General features: G+C 61.5%; 18 protein-coding genes. 14 read left to right on the top strand and 4 right to left on the bottom strand.

Annotation, left to right across the window (positions count from 1 at the left end; all coding sequences use genetic code 11):
• Positions 1 to 107 precede the first annotated feature (107 nt).
• The 4 genes from arcC to gltS all read left to right on the top strand — a co-directional run bounded on the left by arcC (position 108) and on the right by gltS (position 4444).
• Complete coding sequence (gene arcC, locus QCL51_RS04790; RefSeq protein ID WP_135192311.1) at positions 108 to 1037, top strand: carbamate kinase; 930 nt, start codon at positions 108 to 110, stop codon at positions 1035 to 1037.
• A gap of 56 nt (positions 1038 to 1093) precedes the next feature.
• Positions 1094 to 1462 (top strand): DUF5064 family protein, encoded by a 369-nt coding sequence (locus tag QCL51_RS04785; RefSeq protein ID WP_135192312.1) that lies wholly within the window; start codon positions 1094 to 1096, stop codon positions 1460 to 1462.
• A 140-nt stretch (positions 1463 to 1602) separates the two neighbouring features.
• A complete protein-coding gene (locus tag QCL51_RS04780) occupies positions 1603 to 3111 on the top strand; it encodes a sigma-54-dependent transcriptional regulator (RefSeq protein WP_021781889.1) in 1509 nt (502 codons plus the stop codon).
• A gap of 127 nt (positions 3112 to 3238) precedes the next feature.
• On the top strand, positions 3239 to 4444 hold the full coding sequence (gene gltS, locus QCL51_RS04775; RefSeq protein ID WP_021781888.1) for a sodium/glutamate symporter: 1206 nt from the start codon (positions 3239 to 3241) through the stop codon (positions 4442 to 4444).
• A 58-nt stretch (positions 4445 to 4502) separates the two neighbouring features.
• Here gltS and QCL51_RS04770 read toward each other — a convergent pair whose 3' ends face one another.
• The gene (locus QCL51_RS04770; protein WP_021781887.1) at positions 4503 to 5144 is read right to left on the bottom strand and encodes a DUF1109 domain-containing protein; all 642 of its coding nucleotides are present in this window, start codon (positions 5142 to 5144) and stop codon (positions 4503 to 4505) included.
• Complete coding sequence (locus tag QCL51_RS04765; protein WP_021781886.1) at positions 5134 to 5718, bottom strand: sigma-70 family RNA polymerase sigma factor; 585 nt, start codon at positions 5716 to 5718, stop codon at positions 5134 to 5136. Before QCL51_RS04765 ends, QCL51_RS04770 begins: the two co-directional genes overlap by 11 nt.
• Before the next feature lie 224 nt (positions 5719 to 5942).
• Here QCL51_RS04765 and QCL51_RS04760 point away from each other — a divergent pair, with 224 nt between their 5' ends.
• From QCL51_RS04760 to QCL51_RS04715, 10 genes are all read left to right on the top strand, one after another.
• Complete coding sequence (locus QCL51_RS04760; protein WP_021781885.1) at positions 5943 to 6230, top strand: DUF2282 domain-containing protein; 288 nt, start codon at positions 5943 to 5945, stop codon at positions 6228 to 6230.
• Between the two features lie 16 nt (positions 6231 to 6246).
• Complete coding sequence (locus QCL51_RS04755) at positions 6247 to 7080, top strand: DUF692 domain-containing protein (protein WP_338444615.1); 834 nt, start codon at positions 6247 to 6249, stop codon at positions 7078 to 7080.
• Positions 7077 to 7850 carry a DNA-binding domain-containing protein gene (locus tag QCL51_RS04750; protein ID WP_028698092.1) on the top strand — a complete coding sequence of 258 codons (774 nt, stop codon included), beginning with the start codon at positions 7077 to 7079 and terminating at the stop codon, positions 7848 to 7850. Before QCL51_RS04755 ends, QCL51_RS04750 begins: the two co-directional genes overlap by 4 nt.
• Positions 7843 to 8310 (top strand): DoxX family protein, encoded by a 468-nt coding sequence (locus QCL51_RS04745; protein ID WP_028698093.1) that lies wholly within the window; start codon positions 7843 to 7845, stop codon positions 8308 to 8310. The genes QCL51_RS04750 and QCL51_RS04745 overlap by 8 nt, the downstream gene beginning before the upstream one ends.
• A gap of 302 nt (positions 8311 to 8612) precedes the next feature.
• Complete coding sequence (gcvH, locus tag QCL51_RS04740) at positions 8613 to 8996, top strand: glycine cleavage system protein GcvH (RefSeq protein WP_003255087.1); 384 nt, start codon at positions 8613 to 8615, stop codon at positions 8994 to 8996.
• An 11-nt stretch (positions 8997 to 9007) separates the two neighbouring features.
• Positions 9008 to 11863: an aminomethyl-transferring glycine dehydrogenase gene (gene gcvP / locus QCL51_RS04735; protein ID WP_028698094.1), complete on the top strand. Its 2856-nt coding sequence runs from the start codon at positions 9008 to 9010 to the stop codon at positions 11861 to 11863.
• A 154-nt stretch (positions 11864 to 12017) separates the two neighbouring features.
• Complete coding sequence (locus tag QCL51_RS04730; protein WP_021781880.1) at positions 12018 to 13394, top strand: L-serine ammonia-lyase; 1377 nt, start codon at positions 12018 to 12020, stop codon at positions 13392 to 13394.
• A 27-nt stretch (positions 13395 to 13421) separates the two neighbouring features.
• On the top strand, positions 13422 to 14543 hold the full coding sequence (gene gcvT, locus QCL51_RS04725; RefSeq protein WP_021781879.1) for a glycine cleavage system aminomethyltransferase GcvT: 1122 nt from the start codon (positions 13422 to 13424) through the stop codon (positions 14541 to 14543).
• Between the two features lie 357 nt (positions 14544 to 14900).
• Positions 14901 to 15110: a cold-shock protein gene (locus QCL51_RS04720; RefSeq protein ID WP_014589840.1), complete on the top strand. Its 210-nt coding sequence runs from the start codon at positions 14901 to 14903 to the stop codon at positions 15108 to 15110.
• A gap of 89 nt (positions 15111 to 15199) precedes the next feature.
• Positions 15200 to 15688, top strand: coding sequence for an RDD family protein (locus QCL51_RS04715; protein ID WP_021781878.1), 489 nt, complete (start codon positions 15200 to 15202; stop codon positions 15686 to 15688).
• A 147-nt stretch (positions 15689 to 15835) separates the two neighbouring features.
• Here QCL51_RS04715 and lptG read toward each other — a convergent pair whose 3' ends face one another.
• Both lptG and lptF read right to left on the bottom strand, forming a co-directional pair.
• The gene (gene lptG / locus QCL51_RS04710) at positions 15836 to 16897 is read right to left on the bottom strand and encodes an LPS export ABC transporter permease LptG (RefSeq protein WP_021781877.1); all 1062 of its coding nucleotides are present in this window, start codon (positions 16895 to 16897) and stop codon (positions 15836 to 15838) included.
• Positions 16890 to 18005 carry an LPS export ABC transporter permease LptF gene (lptF, locus tag QCL51_RS04705; protein ID WP_021781876.1) on the bottom strand — a complete coding sequence of 372 codons (1116 nt, stop codon included), beginning with the start codon at positions 18003 to 18005 and terminating at the stop codon, positions 16890 to 16892. Before lptF ends, lptG begins: the two co-directional genes overlap by 8 nt.
• Positions 18006 to 18270: the final 265 nt, after the last annotated feature.

The raw sequence follows: 18270 nt of genomic DNA, 5'->3' as shown, positions 1-18270 counted from the left end.
GATGATGTCAGGTCTGGCCTCTTCGCGGGCATGCCCGCTCCCACAGCGAACTCCGCAGCCTCCGTGCAGCGACAGTCCATTCATTCTTTCGCTAAAGGACATTCCACATGCGTATCGTTGTTGCATTGGGCGGCAACGCCCTGCTTCGTCGCGGCGAGCCCATGACCGCTGACAACCAGCGCGCCAATATCCGCACCGCCACCGAACAGATCGCCAAGATCCACCCTGGCAACGAACTGGTCATCGCCCACGGCAACGGCCCGCAAGTGGGTCTGCTGTCGCTTCAGGCCCTGTCGTACAAGCCAGACGAGGCCTACCCGCTGGACGTGCTGGGTGCAGAGACCGAGGGCATGATCGGTTACATGATCGAACAGGAACTGGGCAACCTGCTGGCCTTCGAGGTGCCCTTCGCCACCTTGCTCACCCAAGTGGAAGTGGACGCCAACGACCCGGCCTTCAAGGATCCGACCAAGTTCATCGGCCCGGTTTACAGCAAGGATGAGGCCGAGCGCCTGGCCAAGGAAAAGGGCTGGGTGGTCAAGGCCGACGGCGACAAGTACCGCCGCGTGGTAGCCAGCCCGAAACCCAAGCGCATCTTCGAAATCCGCCCGATCAAGTGGCTGCTGGAAAAGAACAGCATCGTAATTTGCGCAGGCGGTGGCGGCATCCCCACCCTGTACGATGAAAACCGCAAGCTCAAAGGCATCGAGGCGGTGATCGACAAAGACCTGTGCTCGGCGCTGCTGGCCGAGCAATTGGAAGCCGACCTTCTGATTATCGCCACCGACGTCGATGCAGCCTACATTGACTGGGGCAAACCGACGCAGAAGGCCATCGCCCAGGCCCACCCGGACGCGTTGGAAACGCTGGGGTTTGCCGCCGGCTCCATGGGGCCGAAGGTGCAGGCCGCCTGCGACTTTGCCCGCAACACCGGCAAGGTGGCGGTGATCAGTTCGCTGGAGAACATCAAAGACATCGTCAAAGGCACGGCCGGCACTCGGGTTTCCACCGAGAAGCCGGGGATCAGCTACCGTTGAATGCAGCAGGCGGGCTTACGCGGCCCGCCATTTTCGACCTTCCAAAGGAGATAGCCATGGCCCAGTATCACTCCGGTCATGTACACATCGAGCGCACTGCGCTGAACAACGCCGACCACAGCTATGACCTGAGCATCGAGTACGAGGCTGTGTCGGACCCCAAGGAAGGCAGAGGTATTCAGTTCCACATGCATGGCAGCATCGAAGGCAAGCCGGTGGAAGAAAAGTTCTTCCTGGCCAAGGACCAGGTCTTGCCCAGCTTCCTCATGCTACTGACCCGCAAGGCGCAGTCATATCTGAAGCCGCCGAAAAAATTCGAGACCCTGAGTTCGCCGCACAAGCTTTATGACCATATGTTTGCGGACATTCGCGAAAAGCTCGATGTGAAATCGGGCGACCCGATCAAACCTGAACATCTGGAGTGACCCTTGTCGCGAGCAAGCCCGCCCCTACAGCAGCAATCCTGTGGGAGCGGGCGTGCCCGCGAATGCGCCACCGCCAACCTTGGGCCTGACCCCCGTCTCAGGGCATACTGGCGGCCTCCATCGCCAACTGTTCGAACCCCATGCGCATCCACGTCAGCTTCATCGACCGCGTCGGCATCACCCAGGAAGTCCTCGCCCTGCTCGGTGCCCGCAACCTCAACCTGGACGCCGTGGAGATGGTCCCGCCGAACGTCTACATCGACGCCCCCACCCTCAGCCCCGCCGTACTCGAAGAACTGCACGACGCGCTGTTCGAAGTACACGGTGTGCAATCGGTGGACGTGGTCGACATCCTCCCCGGCCAGCGCCGCCACCTGCAGCTCGATGCCCTGCTGGCCGCCATGAGCGACCCGGTGCTGGCGGTGGACAGCGCAGGCCTGGTGCTGTTGGCCAACCCGGCGCTGATCGAACTGTGCGGTCGCGAATCTGCCGGGCGCTCGGTGGGTGAACTGTTTGGCGACCCCGCATTGCTGCAAGCGCTGCTGGACAACAACTTCCACCTGCCCATGCGCGAAATGCAGCTGAACGGCCATAGCCTGCTGCTGGACGCCATGCCGATCACCAACGCCGGTGGCCTGCTGACGCTGTACCCACCCTCGCGCATGGGCGAACGCCTGTCGGCCCTGCACCACGACCACGCCGAAGGCTTCGATGCCTTGCTGGGCGAGTCGCCGGCCATTCGCACCCTCAAAGCCCGCGCCTTACGCGTGGCGGCGCTCGATGCGCCGCTGCTGGTGCATGGCGAGACCGGCACCGGCAAAGAACTGGTAGCCCGCGCCTGCCATGCCGTCAGCAGCCGCCACGCGGCCCCATTCCTGGCCTTGAACTGCGCAGCACTGCCCGAGAGCCTGGCCGAAAGCGAGCTGTTCGGTTACGCGCCCGGGGCCTTTACCGGCGCGCAACGAGGCGGCAAGCCTGGGCTGATGGAACTGGCCAACCAGGGCACCGTATTCCTTGATGAAATTGGTGAGATGTCGCCATACCTGCAGGCCAAACTGCTGCGGTTTCTCAGCGACGGCAGCTTCCGCCGGGTGGGTGGCGACCGCGAAGTGAAGGTGGATGTGCGCATCATCAGCGCAACCCACCGCGATCTGGAGCGCATGGTCGCCGAAGGTAGCTTCCGCGAAGACCTGTTCTATCGTCTGAACGTGCTTAACCTGGAGGTACCGCCGCTTCGCGACCGTGGCCAGGACATCCTGATGCTGGCGCACTTCTTCATGCAGCAGGCGTGCACGCAGATCCAGCGCCCAGCCTGTCGGCTGACCCCCTCCACCCATTCGGCACTGCTGGCCAACCCTTGGCCGGGCAATGTGCGCCAGTTGCAGAACGTGATCTTCCGCGCCGCGGCTATCTGCGAGGGCAACCTGGTGGATATCGGCGACCTGGACATCGCCGGCACCTCGGTGGCACGCGGGCAAGATGGCGAAGTGGCCAGCCTGGAACAGGCCGTGGGTAATTTCGAGCGCGAGCTGTTACAGCGCCTGTATGCCAGCTATCCGTCAACACGGCAACTGGCCGGGCGCTTGCAAACTTCGCACACGGCTATCGCCCAGCGGCTGCGTAAATATGGAATACCCGGGAAACCATGACGCCCGTGGTAAAAACCCATAATTGAATCAGACTTTTCCTGGCTGCCCAGCCGTATTTGACTGGAGTGCTCCCCGTAGAATGGTGACATTGTAATTTTGCATGTCACCTTGAACTAAGAGCACCCTGATGTTTGAACTCGATTTTTACGGGACACTTGTAGCCGCCTCTTTGGTACTGCTATTGGGACGCGGCCTGGTCGCACGTATCGGTTTCCTGCGCGCATACAATATCCCTGAGCCTGTTGCAGGCGGCCTGGTCGTTGCCTTGTCACTTCTGGCATTGCGCAGTTTCGATGTACACGTCCAGTTTGATACCTCGTTGCAAACACCGTTGATGCTGGCATTCTTCGCTACCATCGGCTTGAGTGCAGACTTCGCGAGCCTGAAGAAAGGTGGACGCGTGGTCGCCGTATTCCTCCTGGTGGTGACGGGTTTGCTGGTGGTTCAGAACGCCATGGGTATCGGTCTGGCGACAGCGTTGGGGCTCGACCCGCTGATGGGCCTGCTGGCCGGTTCGATCAGCTTGTCGGGTGGCCACGGTACAGGCGTTGCCTGGGGCGCGACCTTCACTGAGAGGTTTGGCCTGGCTTCGGCGTCGGAACTGGCAATGGCCTCTGCCACTTTCGGGCTGGTGTTGGGCGGTTTGATTGGTGGCCCAGTCGCCCGGTTGCTGATCAAACGGGTCAAGACACCAGGGGTGCAAGAAGAAACGCCGCAGCTACCCAAGGGCTTTGAACAACCGGACAGAGAGCGCCTGATCACATCGTTTTCATTTATAGAAACCTTGGCACTTATTGCTGTCAGCTTATTGACTGGCACATTACTTAACAGCTTGCTGAAAGGTACAGCATTCGAACTACCGACATTCGTTTGCGTACTCTTCGTCGGCGTACTGTTGCGCAATGGTCTTCGGGCTTTCGGCTTTTACAAAGTATTCGAACGGGAAGTGTCGGTACTGGGCAATGTAAGTTTGTCCCTGTTCCTGGCCATTGCCTTGATGTCGCTCAAGTTGTGGGACCTGGCAGCCCTGGCTTTACCCTTCTTTACCTTGTTGGCCGCGCAGACACTGGTCATGGCGCTGTTCGCAATCTTCGTGACGTTCAAGGTAATGGGGCGCAACTACGATGCAGCCGTCCTGGCTGCCGGCCACTGTGGCTTCGGCCTGGGTGCTACACCGACAGCCATCGCCAACATGCAAGCGGTGACACAACGCTATGGTGCCTCGCACCTTGCCTTCCTGGTGGTGCCGATGGTGGGGGCGTTCTTCATCGACATCATCAATGTCATCGTGATCAAGCTGTACCTGGCATTGCCCTTGTTCATTACTGGTTAAGCGCTTTCAGGCCCCCTTAAAGCACAGGACCGACAACCAGAAGGCCGCTCTGAGTTGCCTACCAACGCAGCATGCGGGGGCCCCACCAGGCACCGAACGCCGTCGGAACAAGCATGCCAAGGACATACCACACACCCCAGAACGGTACGCCCATTTCCGGACAATGCAGGCAGTAGGCCACCGTCGCGGTCGAGCCCGCCAGCAGGCCGCCGGCAGCGCCCGCTTGCCGTAACCGGGTGGGCGCCAGGCCTTTCAGCGCCCAGAACACGGTGACAAAAGCCGGCACCGACAGCAACGTGATATTCAGTGCGCAGGTACGCCATGTGCGCCCGAACAACAGGTCGGCGCGAGCATCCACAGGCGCCCCGGCGATACTCACGGCCGCCCCGCACCAGACCAGCAGCAGTGGCAAGCCAAGCATCTTCCAGCCCGCAGCGCCCTTCCCCCCTGGCCTGGCCAAGCGGCTTGTCAACCACAGCCCGATCAACGCCAAGCTGGTTGGAAAGGCGACTTTGCCCCAGAACAACGGGGTTTGTGCGACCTCTGTGATATCACTACGTACACCGTAAAGGGCAACTGTCAGCAGCAGTGCTGCGGTCAGCCCACCCAGCACAGCAACCGCCATCCGCCTGCAAACGGCGTGGCGCGGCACTGGCCCTTCGCCTGCGGCCAGCAAGGCAATCAAGTCGTCAGTCTTCATGGTTATTGGCTCCTCCAATCAGCCTGGATAGCGCTTTCAGACCTCGATGTATCCCAACCTTTACCGCTGAACTGGAAAGCCCGGTAAGTTGTGCCGTCTCTTCGACAGACAACCCCTCCAGCTTGACATGAACAATCGGCAGTCGTTGCCGCTCTGGCAGTTGCTTGAGCAGCTTGGTCAGGTCTCGGCTGGCCTCGGCTGATTCAACCTCCGAGATGGCAAACAGTTGCGCATCATCGTCCAGAACATCATGCCGGGCTTCGCGACGTGAAACACTTCGCAGATGATCCGCCAGTTTGTAACGGGCGATCGCATGCACCCAAGCCGTCAAAGGCTGCTGTGCCTGGTAAGTGTGACGCGCGTTATGCACCGCCAGCAGCACATCCTGCACCATGTCCTCTATCTCGGCCGGGCGCCTGCTCAGACGGCTGCGCAGAAACGCACGGACATGCAGCGCAAGCGTGCCAAGAAAATCCTGATAGGCCAGCTGGTCGCCTGTCAGCCCTCGAAGCAACAGTGCTTTCAACCGGGCCTCGCGAGCCTCGAGCTCATCCTGTGAGTTAGTTCGCTGCATGGGCCGCCTGGGTTACACCCTGAATACAATTGACTTGATTCATCCGCTCCCGGCGTGTGGCACGCAGGTGCTGCAAATATGCCATGCCCTTGGCTTCAACATCAGCTTGTTAAGACATGCCCTGAAAAAAATTCTCCCACGGCTGTAACCCTTTTTACGCGAGGCACGAATTACTCCATGAGCCGCCGGTAAAGACCACGGCCACACTCTCAGGAGATTCACCCATGAAAACCCTCGCCCTCACCACTGCAGCACTTGCTCTCGCCTCGCTTGCAGGCGTTGCCATGGCGGCCGACAGCACGCAACCCGCAGGCAGTGGCGCTGCCATGGAAAAATGCTACGGCGTCGCCATGGCAGGAAAGAACGATTGCAAGGCCGGCGCCGGTACCAGCTGCGCAGGCAGTGCGAAGAAAGACTACGACGGCATGCACTGGAAAAACGTCCCCGCCGGCACCTGCACTTCGATCAAGACACCTGCCGGCATGGGTTCGCTGACACCTCACAAGTCTTGATCAGGGGAAACCGACCATGAACGCAGACGCACGAATGGGCGCCGGAATCAGCCTGAAGGCCGAGCACTACGACCAGGCGCTGGCGTGCAATCTCGAAGGGCTCTGGTTTGAAGTACACCCGGAGAACTACATGGTCGGTGGCCCTCGCCTTGCCTGGCTGAACCGCATCGCGGAGCGGCACCCGGTCTCATTGCATGGTGTGGCACTTTCGCTGGCGGCTGATGCAGCCCCCGATCAGGACCACTTGCAGCGTCTGCGCGCACTGTGCGATCAGACCGAACCGGTACTTGTATCAGAGCACCTGGCCTGGTCCACCTGGCAGGGGCACTACCATCCAGACCTGCTGCCATTTCCCCGCAGCAACGAAGCCCTGCAGCGCATCGCTGAAAACATCCAGCGATGCCAGGAGGTATTGGGCCGGCGTATATCCATCGAAAACCCCAGTCATTACTTGCAGCTGCAGGGCCATGACTGGGACGAGATCGACTTTCTTGGCGAACTGACACGTCGCACGGGTTGTGGCCTGCTGCTGGACATCAACAACGTCTATGTGAGTGCTCACAATCTGGGGTTCTCGGCAACTGCCTACCTGGACCGCTTTCCAGCGCAAACCATCACAGAAATTCACCTGGCCGGGCACAGCGATGATGACCAAGGCAACCTGTTGATCGACTCTCATGATGCGCAGGTGGCCGAGCCTGTGTGGGCACTGTACCGCCAATTGGTTTCCCGTGTCGGCCCGCGCACGACACTCATTGAACGTGACGACAAGCTTCCCCCGTTCACCGAACTGCTTGCTGAACGGTCCATCGCACAGTCGATCATGACTTGCCCAGGTGTATTGCCATGAACCTTTCCCTTGGTCAGTTCCAGCACGCATTCATCGAGGCACTCTATTCCCGCCCTGCTCCCCAGCTTTCGGGAGTGACCGAACAAGCGGCATTCGCGGTTTATCGCAACACGGTGCTGGCCGGCTGCGTGGATGCGCTGCGCGCAAACTTTCCGAGCGTGTGCACACTCGTCGGGCGCGCCTGGATGGATGAGACCGCGGCAGTCTATGCGCGGCAATTTCCCCCCAGCGATCCCCGGCTGATCTGCTACGGCGCAACCTTTCCAGATTTCCTCGAAGACATTCAGTCACAGCATGCTGTGCCGTATCTGGCGGATGTCGCGCGCCTGGACCTGCGTTGGACAGAAGCCTTCAGCGCGCCGAACGAACCGTGCCTGAACCTTGTCGAGCTGGCAGGCATGACCCCCAGCGATCTGGATCACGGTTGCCTGGCCCCCCGTGCCAGTGCCCGCTGGTACTGGTGCGAAGCGCATCCTGTGTACACCCTGTGGCGCTGCGCCCGCGAACAGCTTGCCTGGCCCCATGACCAGCCATGGGTGGGCGAAGGGGTACTGTTTGTCGGGACCGCTGATGGCGTATGCCATCAGCCGCTGGGGAAAGGTGGCCATGAGTTTCTCAAGGCCTGTGCGGCCGGACACTCGCTGATGCAGGCCTCAGACCTGGCGCGACACGCAGAAACCGACCTGGACTTCACCGAGATGCTCGGGCGCCTGATGACAGCCCAGGCTTTTCGCCCACTCGCCTTCACAGGAGAACACCACCATGGCTAGTGTCGATTTCACACCCCCGGCCAGCGGCCTGCGGCGCGCCTGGAACCACGTTGCGCAAAGCATCGAGCGCCGGTTGAGCGATGACCTGTTGTGCCTGGTCGCCCGGCTCGGGATCGCCTCGGTATTCTTTCTTTCCGGGCGCACCAAAGTGGAAGGTTTCCTTACCCTCACACCCGGCACCTATGAGCTGTTCCGCACCGAGTACGCGCTGCCGCTACTCTCGCCCTGGCTTGCAGCGCACCTGGCAGCCTACGCTGAGCACTTGTTCCCGCTATTGCTGGTGCTCGGGCTGATGACCAGGCTATCTGCGCTGGCACTGCTGGGCATGACCCTGGTGATAGAAGTGTTCGTATACCCCGATGCGTGGCCCACCCACCTGACTTGGGCAGGGCTCTTGCTGCTCCTGGTCGCACGTGGCGCCGGCGCGTTTTCGCTGGATCATCTGCTGAAAGTGAAATGACCGAAGGCCAATTGGCACCTGCCCTGTTCACGCAGCAATCGTATCGTTTTCGCTACACCGTAGCTAAAACGATACAAGCCCGCCTCGACGTGGGTGCACAAGGGTTTGATGCTCAAACCCTTTTCCTCCCATGAGCACCTGTAACGATATCATTCCATACAAAAAATATGGCTTTCCACCATATTTACGTAAGCCATTGATAAAAAAGAAGTTTTTTATATTGGCCGCATTATTGCTAAGGGAATCCTACCCTAAGAGCGCGGCGCCACCGCGCCCCACGCCCTGCTTCCCGAGGATTTCCCATGAGCGAGTTGCGTTTCACTGAAGATCACGAATGGCTGCGCGTCGAAGCCGATGGCAGCGTCACCGTGGGCATCACCGCCTACGCCCAGAATGCCCTGGGCGACGTGGTTTTCGTGCAACTGCCAGAGTTGCAGCAGTATGAGAAAGGCAGCGAAGCGTCCACCGTCGAATCGGTCAAGGCCGCCAGCGGCGTGTACATGCCACTGACGGGTGAAGTGGTCGAAGTCAACGGCCAGCTCGAAGACAGCCCGGAACTGGTCAACGAAGACCCGATGGGCGAAGGCTGGTTCTTCCGCTTCATCCCTGCCGATGCAGAAGCCGTGACCGCTCTGCTCGACCAGGACGCCTACGACCGCCTGCTCAAAGCCAACGACGACGCCTGAGGACACCCGCCATGACCATCAACCTCGGCACCGCCAACGAATTCATCGCCCGTCACATTGGCCCGCGCGCCGCTGACGAACAGGCCATGCTCACTGCACTGGGCTTCGACTCGCTGGACGCCATGACCGCTGCGGTCATCCCCGACAGCATCAAGGGCACCAGCGTGCTTGGCTCGCATGACGGCCAAAGTGAAGCGGATGCGCTGGCCGCACTCAAGGCCATCGCCGGCAAGAACCAGCTGTTCAAAAGCTACATCGGCCAGGGCTACTACAACACCCACACTCCGGCGCCGATTCTGCGCAACCTGCTGGAAAACCCGGCCTGGTACACCGCCTACACCCCATACCAGCCAGAAATTTCCCAGGGCCGCCTGGAAGCGCTGCTGAACTTCCAGACCCTGATCAGCGACCTCACCGGCCTGCCGATCGCCAACGCCTCCTTGCTTGACGAAGCCACGGCTGCGGCCGAGGCCATGACCTTCTGCAAGCGCCTGTCGAAGAACAAGGCCAGCCACACCTTCTTCGCCTCGGTACACTGCCACCCGCAAACCCTCGACGTGCTGCGCACCCGTGCCGAGCCGCTGGGTATCGAAGTTGTGGTTGGCGACGAGCGCGAGCTGGGCGATGTCAGCGCCTTCTTCGGCGCCCTGCTGCAATACCCGGCCAGCAACGGTGAAGTGTTCGACTACCGCGAGGTCGTACAGCGTTTCCATGCTGCCAACGCTCTGGTCGCCGTAGCAGCAGACCTGCTGGCCCTGACCCTGCTGACCCCACCGGGCGAATTCGAGGCTGACGTGGCCATCGGCAGCGCCCAACGCTTCGGCGTGCCACTGGGCTTCGGTGGCCCGCACGCGGCTTACTTCGCCACCCGCGACGCGTTCAAGCGCGACATGCCTGGCCGCCTGGTCGGCGTGTCGATTGACCGCTTCGGCAAAACCGCCCTGCGTCTGGCCATGCAGACCCGCGAGCAACACATCCGCCGCGAAAAGGCCACCAGCAACATCTGCACCGCCCAGGTGCTGCTGGCCAACATCGCCAGCATGTTCGCCGTCTACCACGGCCCTGCCGGCCTCAAGCGCATTGCCGAGCGCACCCATGCCCTGACCGCGATCCTTGCCGCCGGCCTGAAGGCGCTGGGCGTACAGGTGGTAGGCGCCAGCGCCTTCGACACCCTGACCCTGGCCACCGGCACTGCCACCGCCAGCCTGCATGGAAAGGCACGCGCCCAAGGCATCAACCTGCGCCAGATCGATGCCGCCCATGTGGGTTTGTCTCTGGACGAAACCAGCACTCAGGCTGACGTCGAGTCGCTGTGGCAGCTGTTGGGTGGCGAGCAGGCACAGCCTGACTTCACCGCACTGGCCGCCAGCACCGGTTCCCTGCTGCCTGCCGCCCTGCTGCGCCAGTCGGCCATCCTGGAACACCCGGTGTTCAACCGCTACCACAGCGAAACCGAGCTGATGCGCTACCTGCGCCGCCTGGCCGACAAGGACCTGGCGCTGGACCGCAGCATGATCCCGCTGGGCTCGTGCACCATGAAGCTGAACGCCGCCAGCGAAATGATCCCGGTCACCTGGGCCGAGTTCGGCAACCTGCACCCGTTCGCCCCGGCCGAGCAGAGCCAGGGCTACCTGCAGATGACCACCGAACTGGAGGCCATGCTGTGCGCGGCCACTGGCTATGATGCCGTGTCGCTGCAGCCCAACGCCGGCTCGCAGGGCGAATACGCCGGGCTGTTGGCGATCCGCGCCTACCACCGCAGCCGTGGTGAAGGCCACCGCGATATCTGCCTGATCCCGTCGTCGGCCCATGGCACCAACCCGGCCACCGCACATATGGCTGGCATGCGTGTCGTGGTTACCGCCTGTGACGCCCGTGGCAACGTCGATGTCGAGGACCTGCGCGCCAAAGCCATCGAGCACCGCGAGCGCCTGGCTGCAATCATGATCACCTACCCGTCGACCCACGGCGTGTTCGAGGAAGCGATCGGCGAAATCTGCGCGATCATCCACGACAACGGTGGCCAGGTGTACATCGACGGCGCCAACATGAATGCCATGGTCGGACTGTGCGCGCCAGGCAAGTTCGGCGGCGACGTTTCCCACCTGAACCTGCACAAGACCTTCTGCATCCCGCACGGTGGTGGTGGCCCGGGCGTTGGCCCGATTGGCGTCAAGTCGCACCTGGCGCCGTTCCTGCCAGGCCATGCACAGCTGGAAAACACCCAGGGCGCGGTATGCGCTGCGCCGTTCGGTAGCGCCAGCATCCTGCCAATCACATGGATGTATATCCGCATGATGGGCGGTGCCGGCCTCAAACGTGCCTCGCAAATGGCAATCCTCAACGCCAACTACATCGCCCGCCGCCTGGAAGAGCACTATCCTGTTCTGTATACCGGCGGTAATGGCCTGGTGGCTCACGAATGCATTCTCGACCTGCGCCCACTGAAGGACACCAGCGGCATCAGTGTCGACGACGTGGCCAAACGGTTGATCGACTTCGGCTTCCACGCCCCGACCATGTCTTTCCCGGTGGCTGGCACGCTGATGATCGAACCGACCGAAAGCGAGTCCAAAGAAGAACTGGACCGCTTCTGCAACGCGATGATCCAGATCCGCGAAGAAATCCGCGCGGTGGAGGACGGTAGCCTGGACAAGGACGACAACCCGCTGAAAAACGCCCCGCACACCGCGGCTGAGCTGGTTGGCGAATGGACCCATGGCTACAGCCGCGAGCAGGCGGTATACCCGCTGGCGAGTCTGGTGGAGGGCAAGTACTGGCCGCCGGTCGGCCGGGTCGACAACGTGTTCGGCGACCGCAACCTGGTGTGCGCCTGCCCGTCGATCGAGAGCTATCAGGACGCCTGATTGCGCTCAGGCCCGCTACCTGACTTGAGGTGTGGACCTCTGTGGGAGCGGGCACGCCCGCGAATGCGATGATGACTTCACCGACGCATTCGCGGGCACGCTCGCTCCCACAGGGTTCACCGTCCGCCTAATTTCCCCGGCTGGAGGAACCACCATGTCACTGAGCGTCTTCGACCTGTTCAAGATCGGCATCGGCCCCTCCAGCTCCCACACGGTCGGCCCGATGCGCGCCGCTGCGCGGTTCGCCGAAGGGCTGCGCCGTGATGGCTTGCTTACCCGCACCGCCAGCGTCAAAGCCGAGCTGTATGGCTCACTGGGCGCCACAGGCAAAGGCCACGGCAGTGACAAAGCCGTGCTGCTGGGCCTTGAAGGCGAACACCCGGACATTATCGACACCGACAGCATTCCCGCTCGCCTGCAAGCCATCCGCGACAGCGGACGCATCAACCTGCTGGGCGAGCACAGCATTGCGTTCATCGAAAAGCAGCACCTGGCGATGATCCGCAAGCCGTTGGACTACCACCCCAACGGCATGATCTTCCGCGCGTTCGACGACGCAGGCCTGCAAATCCGAAGCCGCGAGTATTACTCGGTAGGCGGTGGTTTCGTGGTCGACGAGGACGCTGCCGGCCACGACCGCATCGTCGAGGACACCACGGTGCTGGCCTATCCGTTCAAGACCGCCAAGGAGCTGCTCGGCCACTGCACCGCGCATGACCTGTCGGTGAGCCAGGTGATGCTGGCCAACGAGACCGCCTGGCGCCCAGAAGCAGAAACCCGAGCCGGGCTGCTGCGCATCTGGCAGGTGATGCAAGATTGTGTCGCTGCTGGTTGCCAGCATGAGGGCATATTACCGGGAGGGCTCAAGGTCAAACGCCGTGCGCCGGCCCTGTACCGCCAACTGAGCGGCCACCCGGAGGCCAGCCTGCGTGACGCCCTGTCGGTGCTCGACTGGGTCAACCTCTACGCCTTGGCAGTGAACGAGGAAAACGCCTACGGCGGTCGTGTGGTTACGGCCCCTACCAACGGCGCAGCGGGCATCGTCCCGGCAGTCCTTCACTACTACATGCGCTTCGTGCCGGGTGCCAGCGAGGACGGGGTGGTGCGCTTTCTGCTCACCGCCGCAGCCATCGGCATCCTGTACAAGGAAAACGCCTCCATCTCCGGTGCCGAAGTGGGCTGCCAGGGCGAGGTCGGCGTGGCCTGCTCGATGGCCGCCGGGGCGCTGTGCGAAGTGATGGGTGGCAGCGTGCAGCAGGTGGAGAACGCCGCCGAAATAGGCATGGAACACAACCTGGGCCTGACCTGCGACCCGATCGGCGGCCTCGTTCAGGTGCCCTGTATCGAGCGCAATGCGATGGGCTCGGTGAAGGCCATCAACGCGGTACGCATGGCCCTGCGCGGCGACGGGCAGCACTACGTGTCGCTGGACAAGGTCATCCGCACCATGCGCCAGACCGGCGCCGACATGAAAAGCAAATATAAAGAGACCGCCCGTGGCGGCCTGGCCGTCAACATCATTGAATGTTGACCCGACAATGACAGCAAGGAGTCATCGATGTCCGAAACACTGCTCAAGACCCCACTGCATGCCCTGCACCTGGAACTGGGTGCGCGCATGGTGCCGTTCGCCGGCTACGACATGCCGGTGCAGTACCCGCTGGGTGTGCTCAAGGAACACCTGCACACCCGCGAGCAGGCCGGCCTGTTCGACGTCTCGCACATGGGCCAGATCATTCTGCGTGGTGCTGACGCCGCCAAGGCGCTGGAAAGCCTGGTACCGGTGGATATCATCGACCTGCCGGTGGGCATGCAGCGCTATGCCATGTTCACCAATGAGCAAGGCGGCATTCTTGACGACCTGATGGTTGCCAACCTGGGCGACGACACTCTGTTCCTGGTAGTCAACGCGGCCTGCAAGGCGCAGGACCTGGCTCACCTGCAAGCGCACATCGGCAGCCGCTGCGAGGTGCAGCCGCTGTTCGAGGAGCGTGCCCTGCTCGCCCTGCAAGGCCCGGCTGCGGTCAAAGTGCTGGAACGCCTGGCTCCAGAAGTGGCCGGCATGATCTTCATGCAGTTGCGCCGGGTAAAGCTGCTGGACGTGGACTGCTTCGTCAGCCGCTCGGGCTACACCGGCGAAGACGGCTACGAGATCTCGGTACCGGTCAACGCTGCCGACGCCCTGGCCCGCCGCCTGCTGGCCGAGCCGGAAGTACAGCCGATCGGCCTGGGCGCACGCGACTCGCTGCGCCTGGAAGCTGGCTTGTGCCTGTATGGCCATGACATGAACACCGAGACTACGCCGATCGAAGCCAGCCTGCTGTGGGCGATTTCCAAGGTGCGCCGTGCCGAGGGTGCACGTGCTGCCGGCTTCCCTGGTGCCGAGGCGATCTTCGCCCACGTGCGCGACGGGGTCGCGCGCAAACGCGTAGGCTTGTTGCCTCAGGAGCGTACGCCAGTACGCGAAGGCGCGGACATTGTCGACGCAAACGATAAACCGGTGGGTAAAGTATGCAGCGGAGGCTTTGGTCCGACACTCGCTGCACCTGTCGCAATGGGTTATATCGATAGTGAACATGCTGCACTCGACACTGCACTGTTTGCCGTGGTGCGTGGAAAGAAGGTGGCCTTGAAAGTCAGCAAAATGCCTTTCGTGACACCACGTTACTACCGTGGCTGAAACGGCTTTGTGAAGGTTTTGGGCAGCGTCGACATATTCGTTTTCGAACCTGCCCAATAACTTTTGAACATGGCGCCAGGCCAGGCGCCATGCCGTTTCCGACAAATCGGTCGGTTATCGGCAAGCGGCCAGTTTTCCATACGACCAAGGGCTTGTTTTTCGCTCGGGAGTTGGCGTAGAGTCACTGCACTGTGTTTGCATGGGTCGCAACAGTTCGTGACCTGGGCCAGTAGCCGAGATTTGCTACAACCCGTTCGACGTCTCTTACTTCCTGCAACCCAGCCCAGTAGTCTTTCGCTTACAAAAAAGTGCGAAAGAAACTGTCATCAAAATTTAAGTTTCATAGGAAATAAGACAATGGCTGAGCGTCAGAAGGGTACCGTCAAGTGGTTCAATGACGAAAAAGGTTACGGCTTCATTACCCCAGAAAGCGGTCCGGATCTCTTCGTGCACTTCCGCGCTATCGAAGGCAACGGCTTCAAGAGCCTGAAAGAAGGCCAGCAAGTCACCTTCGAAGCAGTCCAAGGCCAGAAGGGCATGCAGGCTGACAAGGTTCAACCTGTCTGATCCAGCGCCAGACTTTGAAAAGCCCCTGCCAAGTGCAGGGGTTTTTTTTTGCCCGTAGAATAGTGGGCTCGTATTTTGGAGCGTCCTGCATGTCCAAGCCTCTACTCACACCCCAGGGTGATTTTCCGCCGGTCAGCCTGGGCCGGCGCCTGGCTGCAATGTTCTATGACTTTTTGCTGTGTACCGCACTGCTGATCGTTACCGCTGGCGCCTACAAGATGATTCAGATGTCGATCATCGGCGAAGCACGTATGCGCGAGCTGACCGAGGCCGGCGCACTGGATGGCGACCCACTGCTGTCTACGGTATTGCTGTTTGCCCTGTTCGGCTTCTTTGCCAAGTTCTGGACCCACAGCGGGCAGACGCTGGGTATGCAGGTGTGGGGCGTCCGGGTGCAGAATGCCGATGGCTCGGCCATCAGCCTGTGGCAGGCGCTGTTGCGGTTCGTCGTGTCGATCGCCTCGTGGCTGTGCCTGGGGTTGGGTTTTTTCTGGGTGCTGATCGACAATCGCAAGCGTGGTTGGCATGACATCTATTCGGAAAGCCAGCTGGTGCGGGTGCCTAAACAGAAAAAATAAGCCACAAGCTTGGCGTTGCCGGTTCGGCCCTTTCTTGATGCCTGCGCGGTACCTGTAGGAGCGGGTTTACCCGCGAAGAGGCCGGGACAGCTCAACACCCATGAAAAAGCCGACCCTGAGGTCGGCTTTCTTGTGCAGCTCAGGCTATTAGCCTGCCCGGCGCAGCAACCACACGCCCGCCAATGCACAGATACCTGCCGGGATCACCACCGCTAGCAGCGGCGGGAAGCCGAATACCTGACTCGAAGGCCCGAGCAGGTCCTGGCCAATGCGAAACACGAAGCCCACCAGTACACCCGTGAACACGCGCTGACCGAGGGTTACCGAACGCAGCGGGCCAAAGATGAACGAGATCGCCATCAGCACCAGAGCCGCCGTTACCATCGGCTGCAGCACCTTGGTCCAGAACGCCAGCCAGTAGCGGGCGTTGTTCAGGCCCTGGTCAGACAGGTAGTGGATGTAGTCCCACAACCCGGTAATCGAAAGCGACTCCGGCGCGAGGATTACGGTATTGAGCAGCTCTGGCGTGAGCGATACATCCCAGCGCTCCTCTGGCGCGTTGACCACCTCGGTATGGTCGCCACGGAAGTAGGTGGTACGCACATCGGCGAGCAGCCAGTGGTCGCTCTGGTACTGTGCGCGGCGGGCAAAGCTCGAGGTGACGATCTTGCGCTCGCTGTCGAAGCGGTAGCGGGTCACGCCCAGCAGCAGGCCATTGGGCTGTACGGCGTTGATGTGCACGTACTCCTCGCCCTGGCGGTGCCACATGCCGCGCTTGGAGCTTTGTGCCTCACCACCACCCTGAGCCAGAGAACGGTCGGCCTGAGCCTTGTTCTCAGTCACCGGAGCCACATATTCGCCAATCAGCAGACCAACCAGCATCAGCACCAGCATCGGCTTCATCACCGCCCAGACGATGCGGCCGATGGACACGCCGGCCGCACGCATGATGGTCAGCTCGCTGCTGCTGGCCAGACTGCCCAGGCCGATCAGGCAACCGATCAAGGCGGCCATTGGCAACATTTCATACAGCCGCCGAGGCGCGGTAAGCAGGACAAAGTTGCCCGCTTCCATCACTGTGTAGGTGTCACTCAGGTCGCTCATCTCATCGATGAAAGCGAAAAGTGAAGCCAGGCCGAGGATGATCCCCAGCACGGCCAGGATGGCCAGCAGCACGCTCTGGCCGATGTAGCGATCGAGCTTAGCCATGGGCCACCTCCGCACGGCGGGCGGCGCGTTTGAGGCGCAGCGGCTCCCAGTACATCAGGCCAAGGCCGATCAGCAGGAACAGGCCGTGTACCCACCACATGCCCAGGGCAATCGGCAGTTTGCCCTTCTCGAGGGCGCCGCGTACGGAAATCAGCATTGTCAGGTAGGCCATATACAGAAGAATTGCCGGCAGCAGCTTGAGGAAGCGGCCCTGGCGCGGGTTGACCCGCGACAGTGGCACTGCCAGCAGGGTGACGACGAACACCAGGATCGGCAGCGACAGCCGCCATTGCAGCTCGGCGCGCTCACGCAGGCCCTTGGCGCCGATCAGTTCGGAGGTGGGAATAGCTTCGCGCTCGGTCACTTCCTCGGCCACTTCCGGCTTGGGCAGCAGCACGCCGTAGGTGTCATACTTGATGGCGCGGTAGTCGGCCTGGCCCGGATTGCCGTCGTAGCGGTAACCGTTTTCCAGAACCAGGTAACGGTTGCCGTCGGCCTGGATTTCCTGGTGACCTTTTTCAGCGACCAGCACCGATGGGGCGCGGTCCTTGGTCTTGTCCTGGTTGAAGCGCTTCTCGGAGATGAACACCCCGCCCAGGTTGATGCGGTCATCCGACAGTTGCTCGGTATAGGTTACCCGCGAGCCATCACGCAAGGTCTGGAAGCGGCCCGGCACCAAGGTATCGAACTCGGTCAGGGCATCCTGCTGGCTGATGATCTGCTGCACCTGGGCCACGCCCTGCGGGGCCAGGCTCATGCTCAACCAGGCCACCAGCAGGGCAACCAGGGCAGCCGGTGCCATGGTCAGGCCCAGCAGGCGCTGCTGGCTCATGCCTGTGGCCGACAGCACGGTCATCTCGCTTTCCAGGTACAGGCGCCCGTAAGCCAGCAGTATGCCGAGGAAGAGCCCCAGAGGCAGGATCAGTTGCAGGAAGCCTGGCAAGCGGTAGCCCATGATCAGGAACAACACGCCAGGGTCGAGCACGCCTTGGGCAGCCTGGGCCAGGTACTTGATGAAGCGCCCGCTCATGATGATCACCAACAGCACAGCGCTGACGGCGCTCAAGGTCACCAGGACCTCGCGGGACAGATAACGAAAGACGATCAAACCAGACACTCCTGGGTTGTCAGGGCGGACAGCCATGCAATGGCGCCAAACAATGACTTAGTACATCCAAGACCAATGCCGGTTCGCCAAAGGCGAACCTCCATGTAAAGTGCGCGCATTATCCTGTGATTGACCGCCCCTGTCACTTGGCCGCGCACGAAGGTGCACAACGGGGTTGTCAGCACGCTTGCCACAGGCTCAAACTGGCAGCTTTTCCGCTGGTGCGCGACGACGCGGCCAGGCCCGTCCAGAGCGCCGGAACACA

Source organism: Pseudomonas sp. LTR0, assembly GCF_036630035.1.
Classification (GTDB): Bacteria; Pseudomonadota; Gammaproteobacteria; order Pseudomonadales; family Pseudomonadaceae; genus Aquipseudomonas; species Aquipseudomonas putida_Y.
This window is presented reverse-complemented; position numbering and strand designations above follow the sequence as displayed.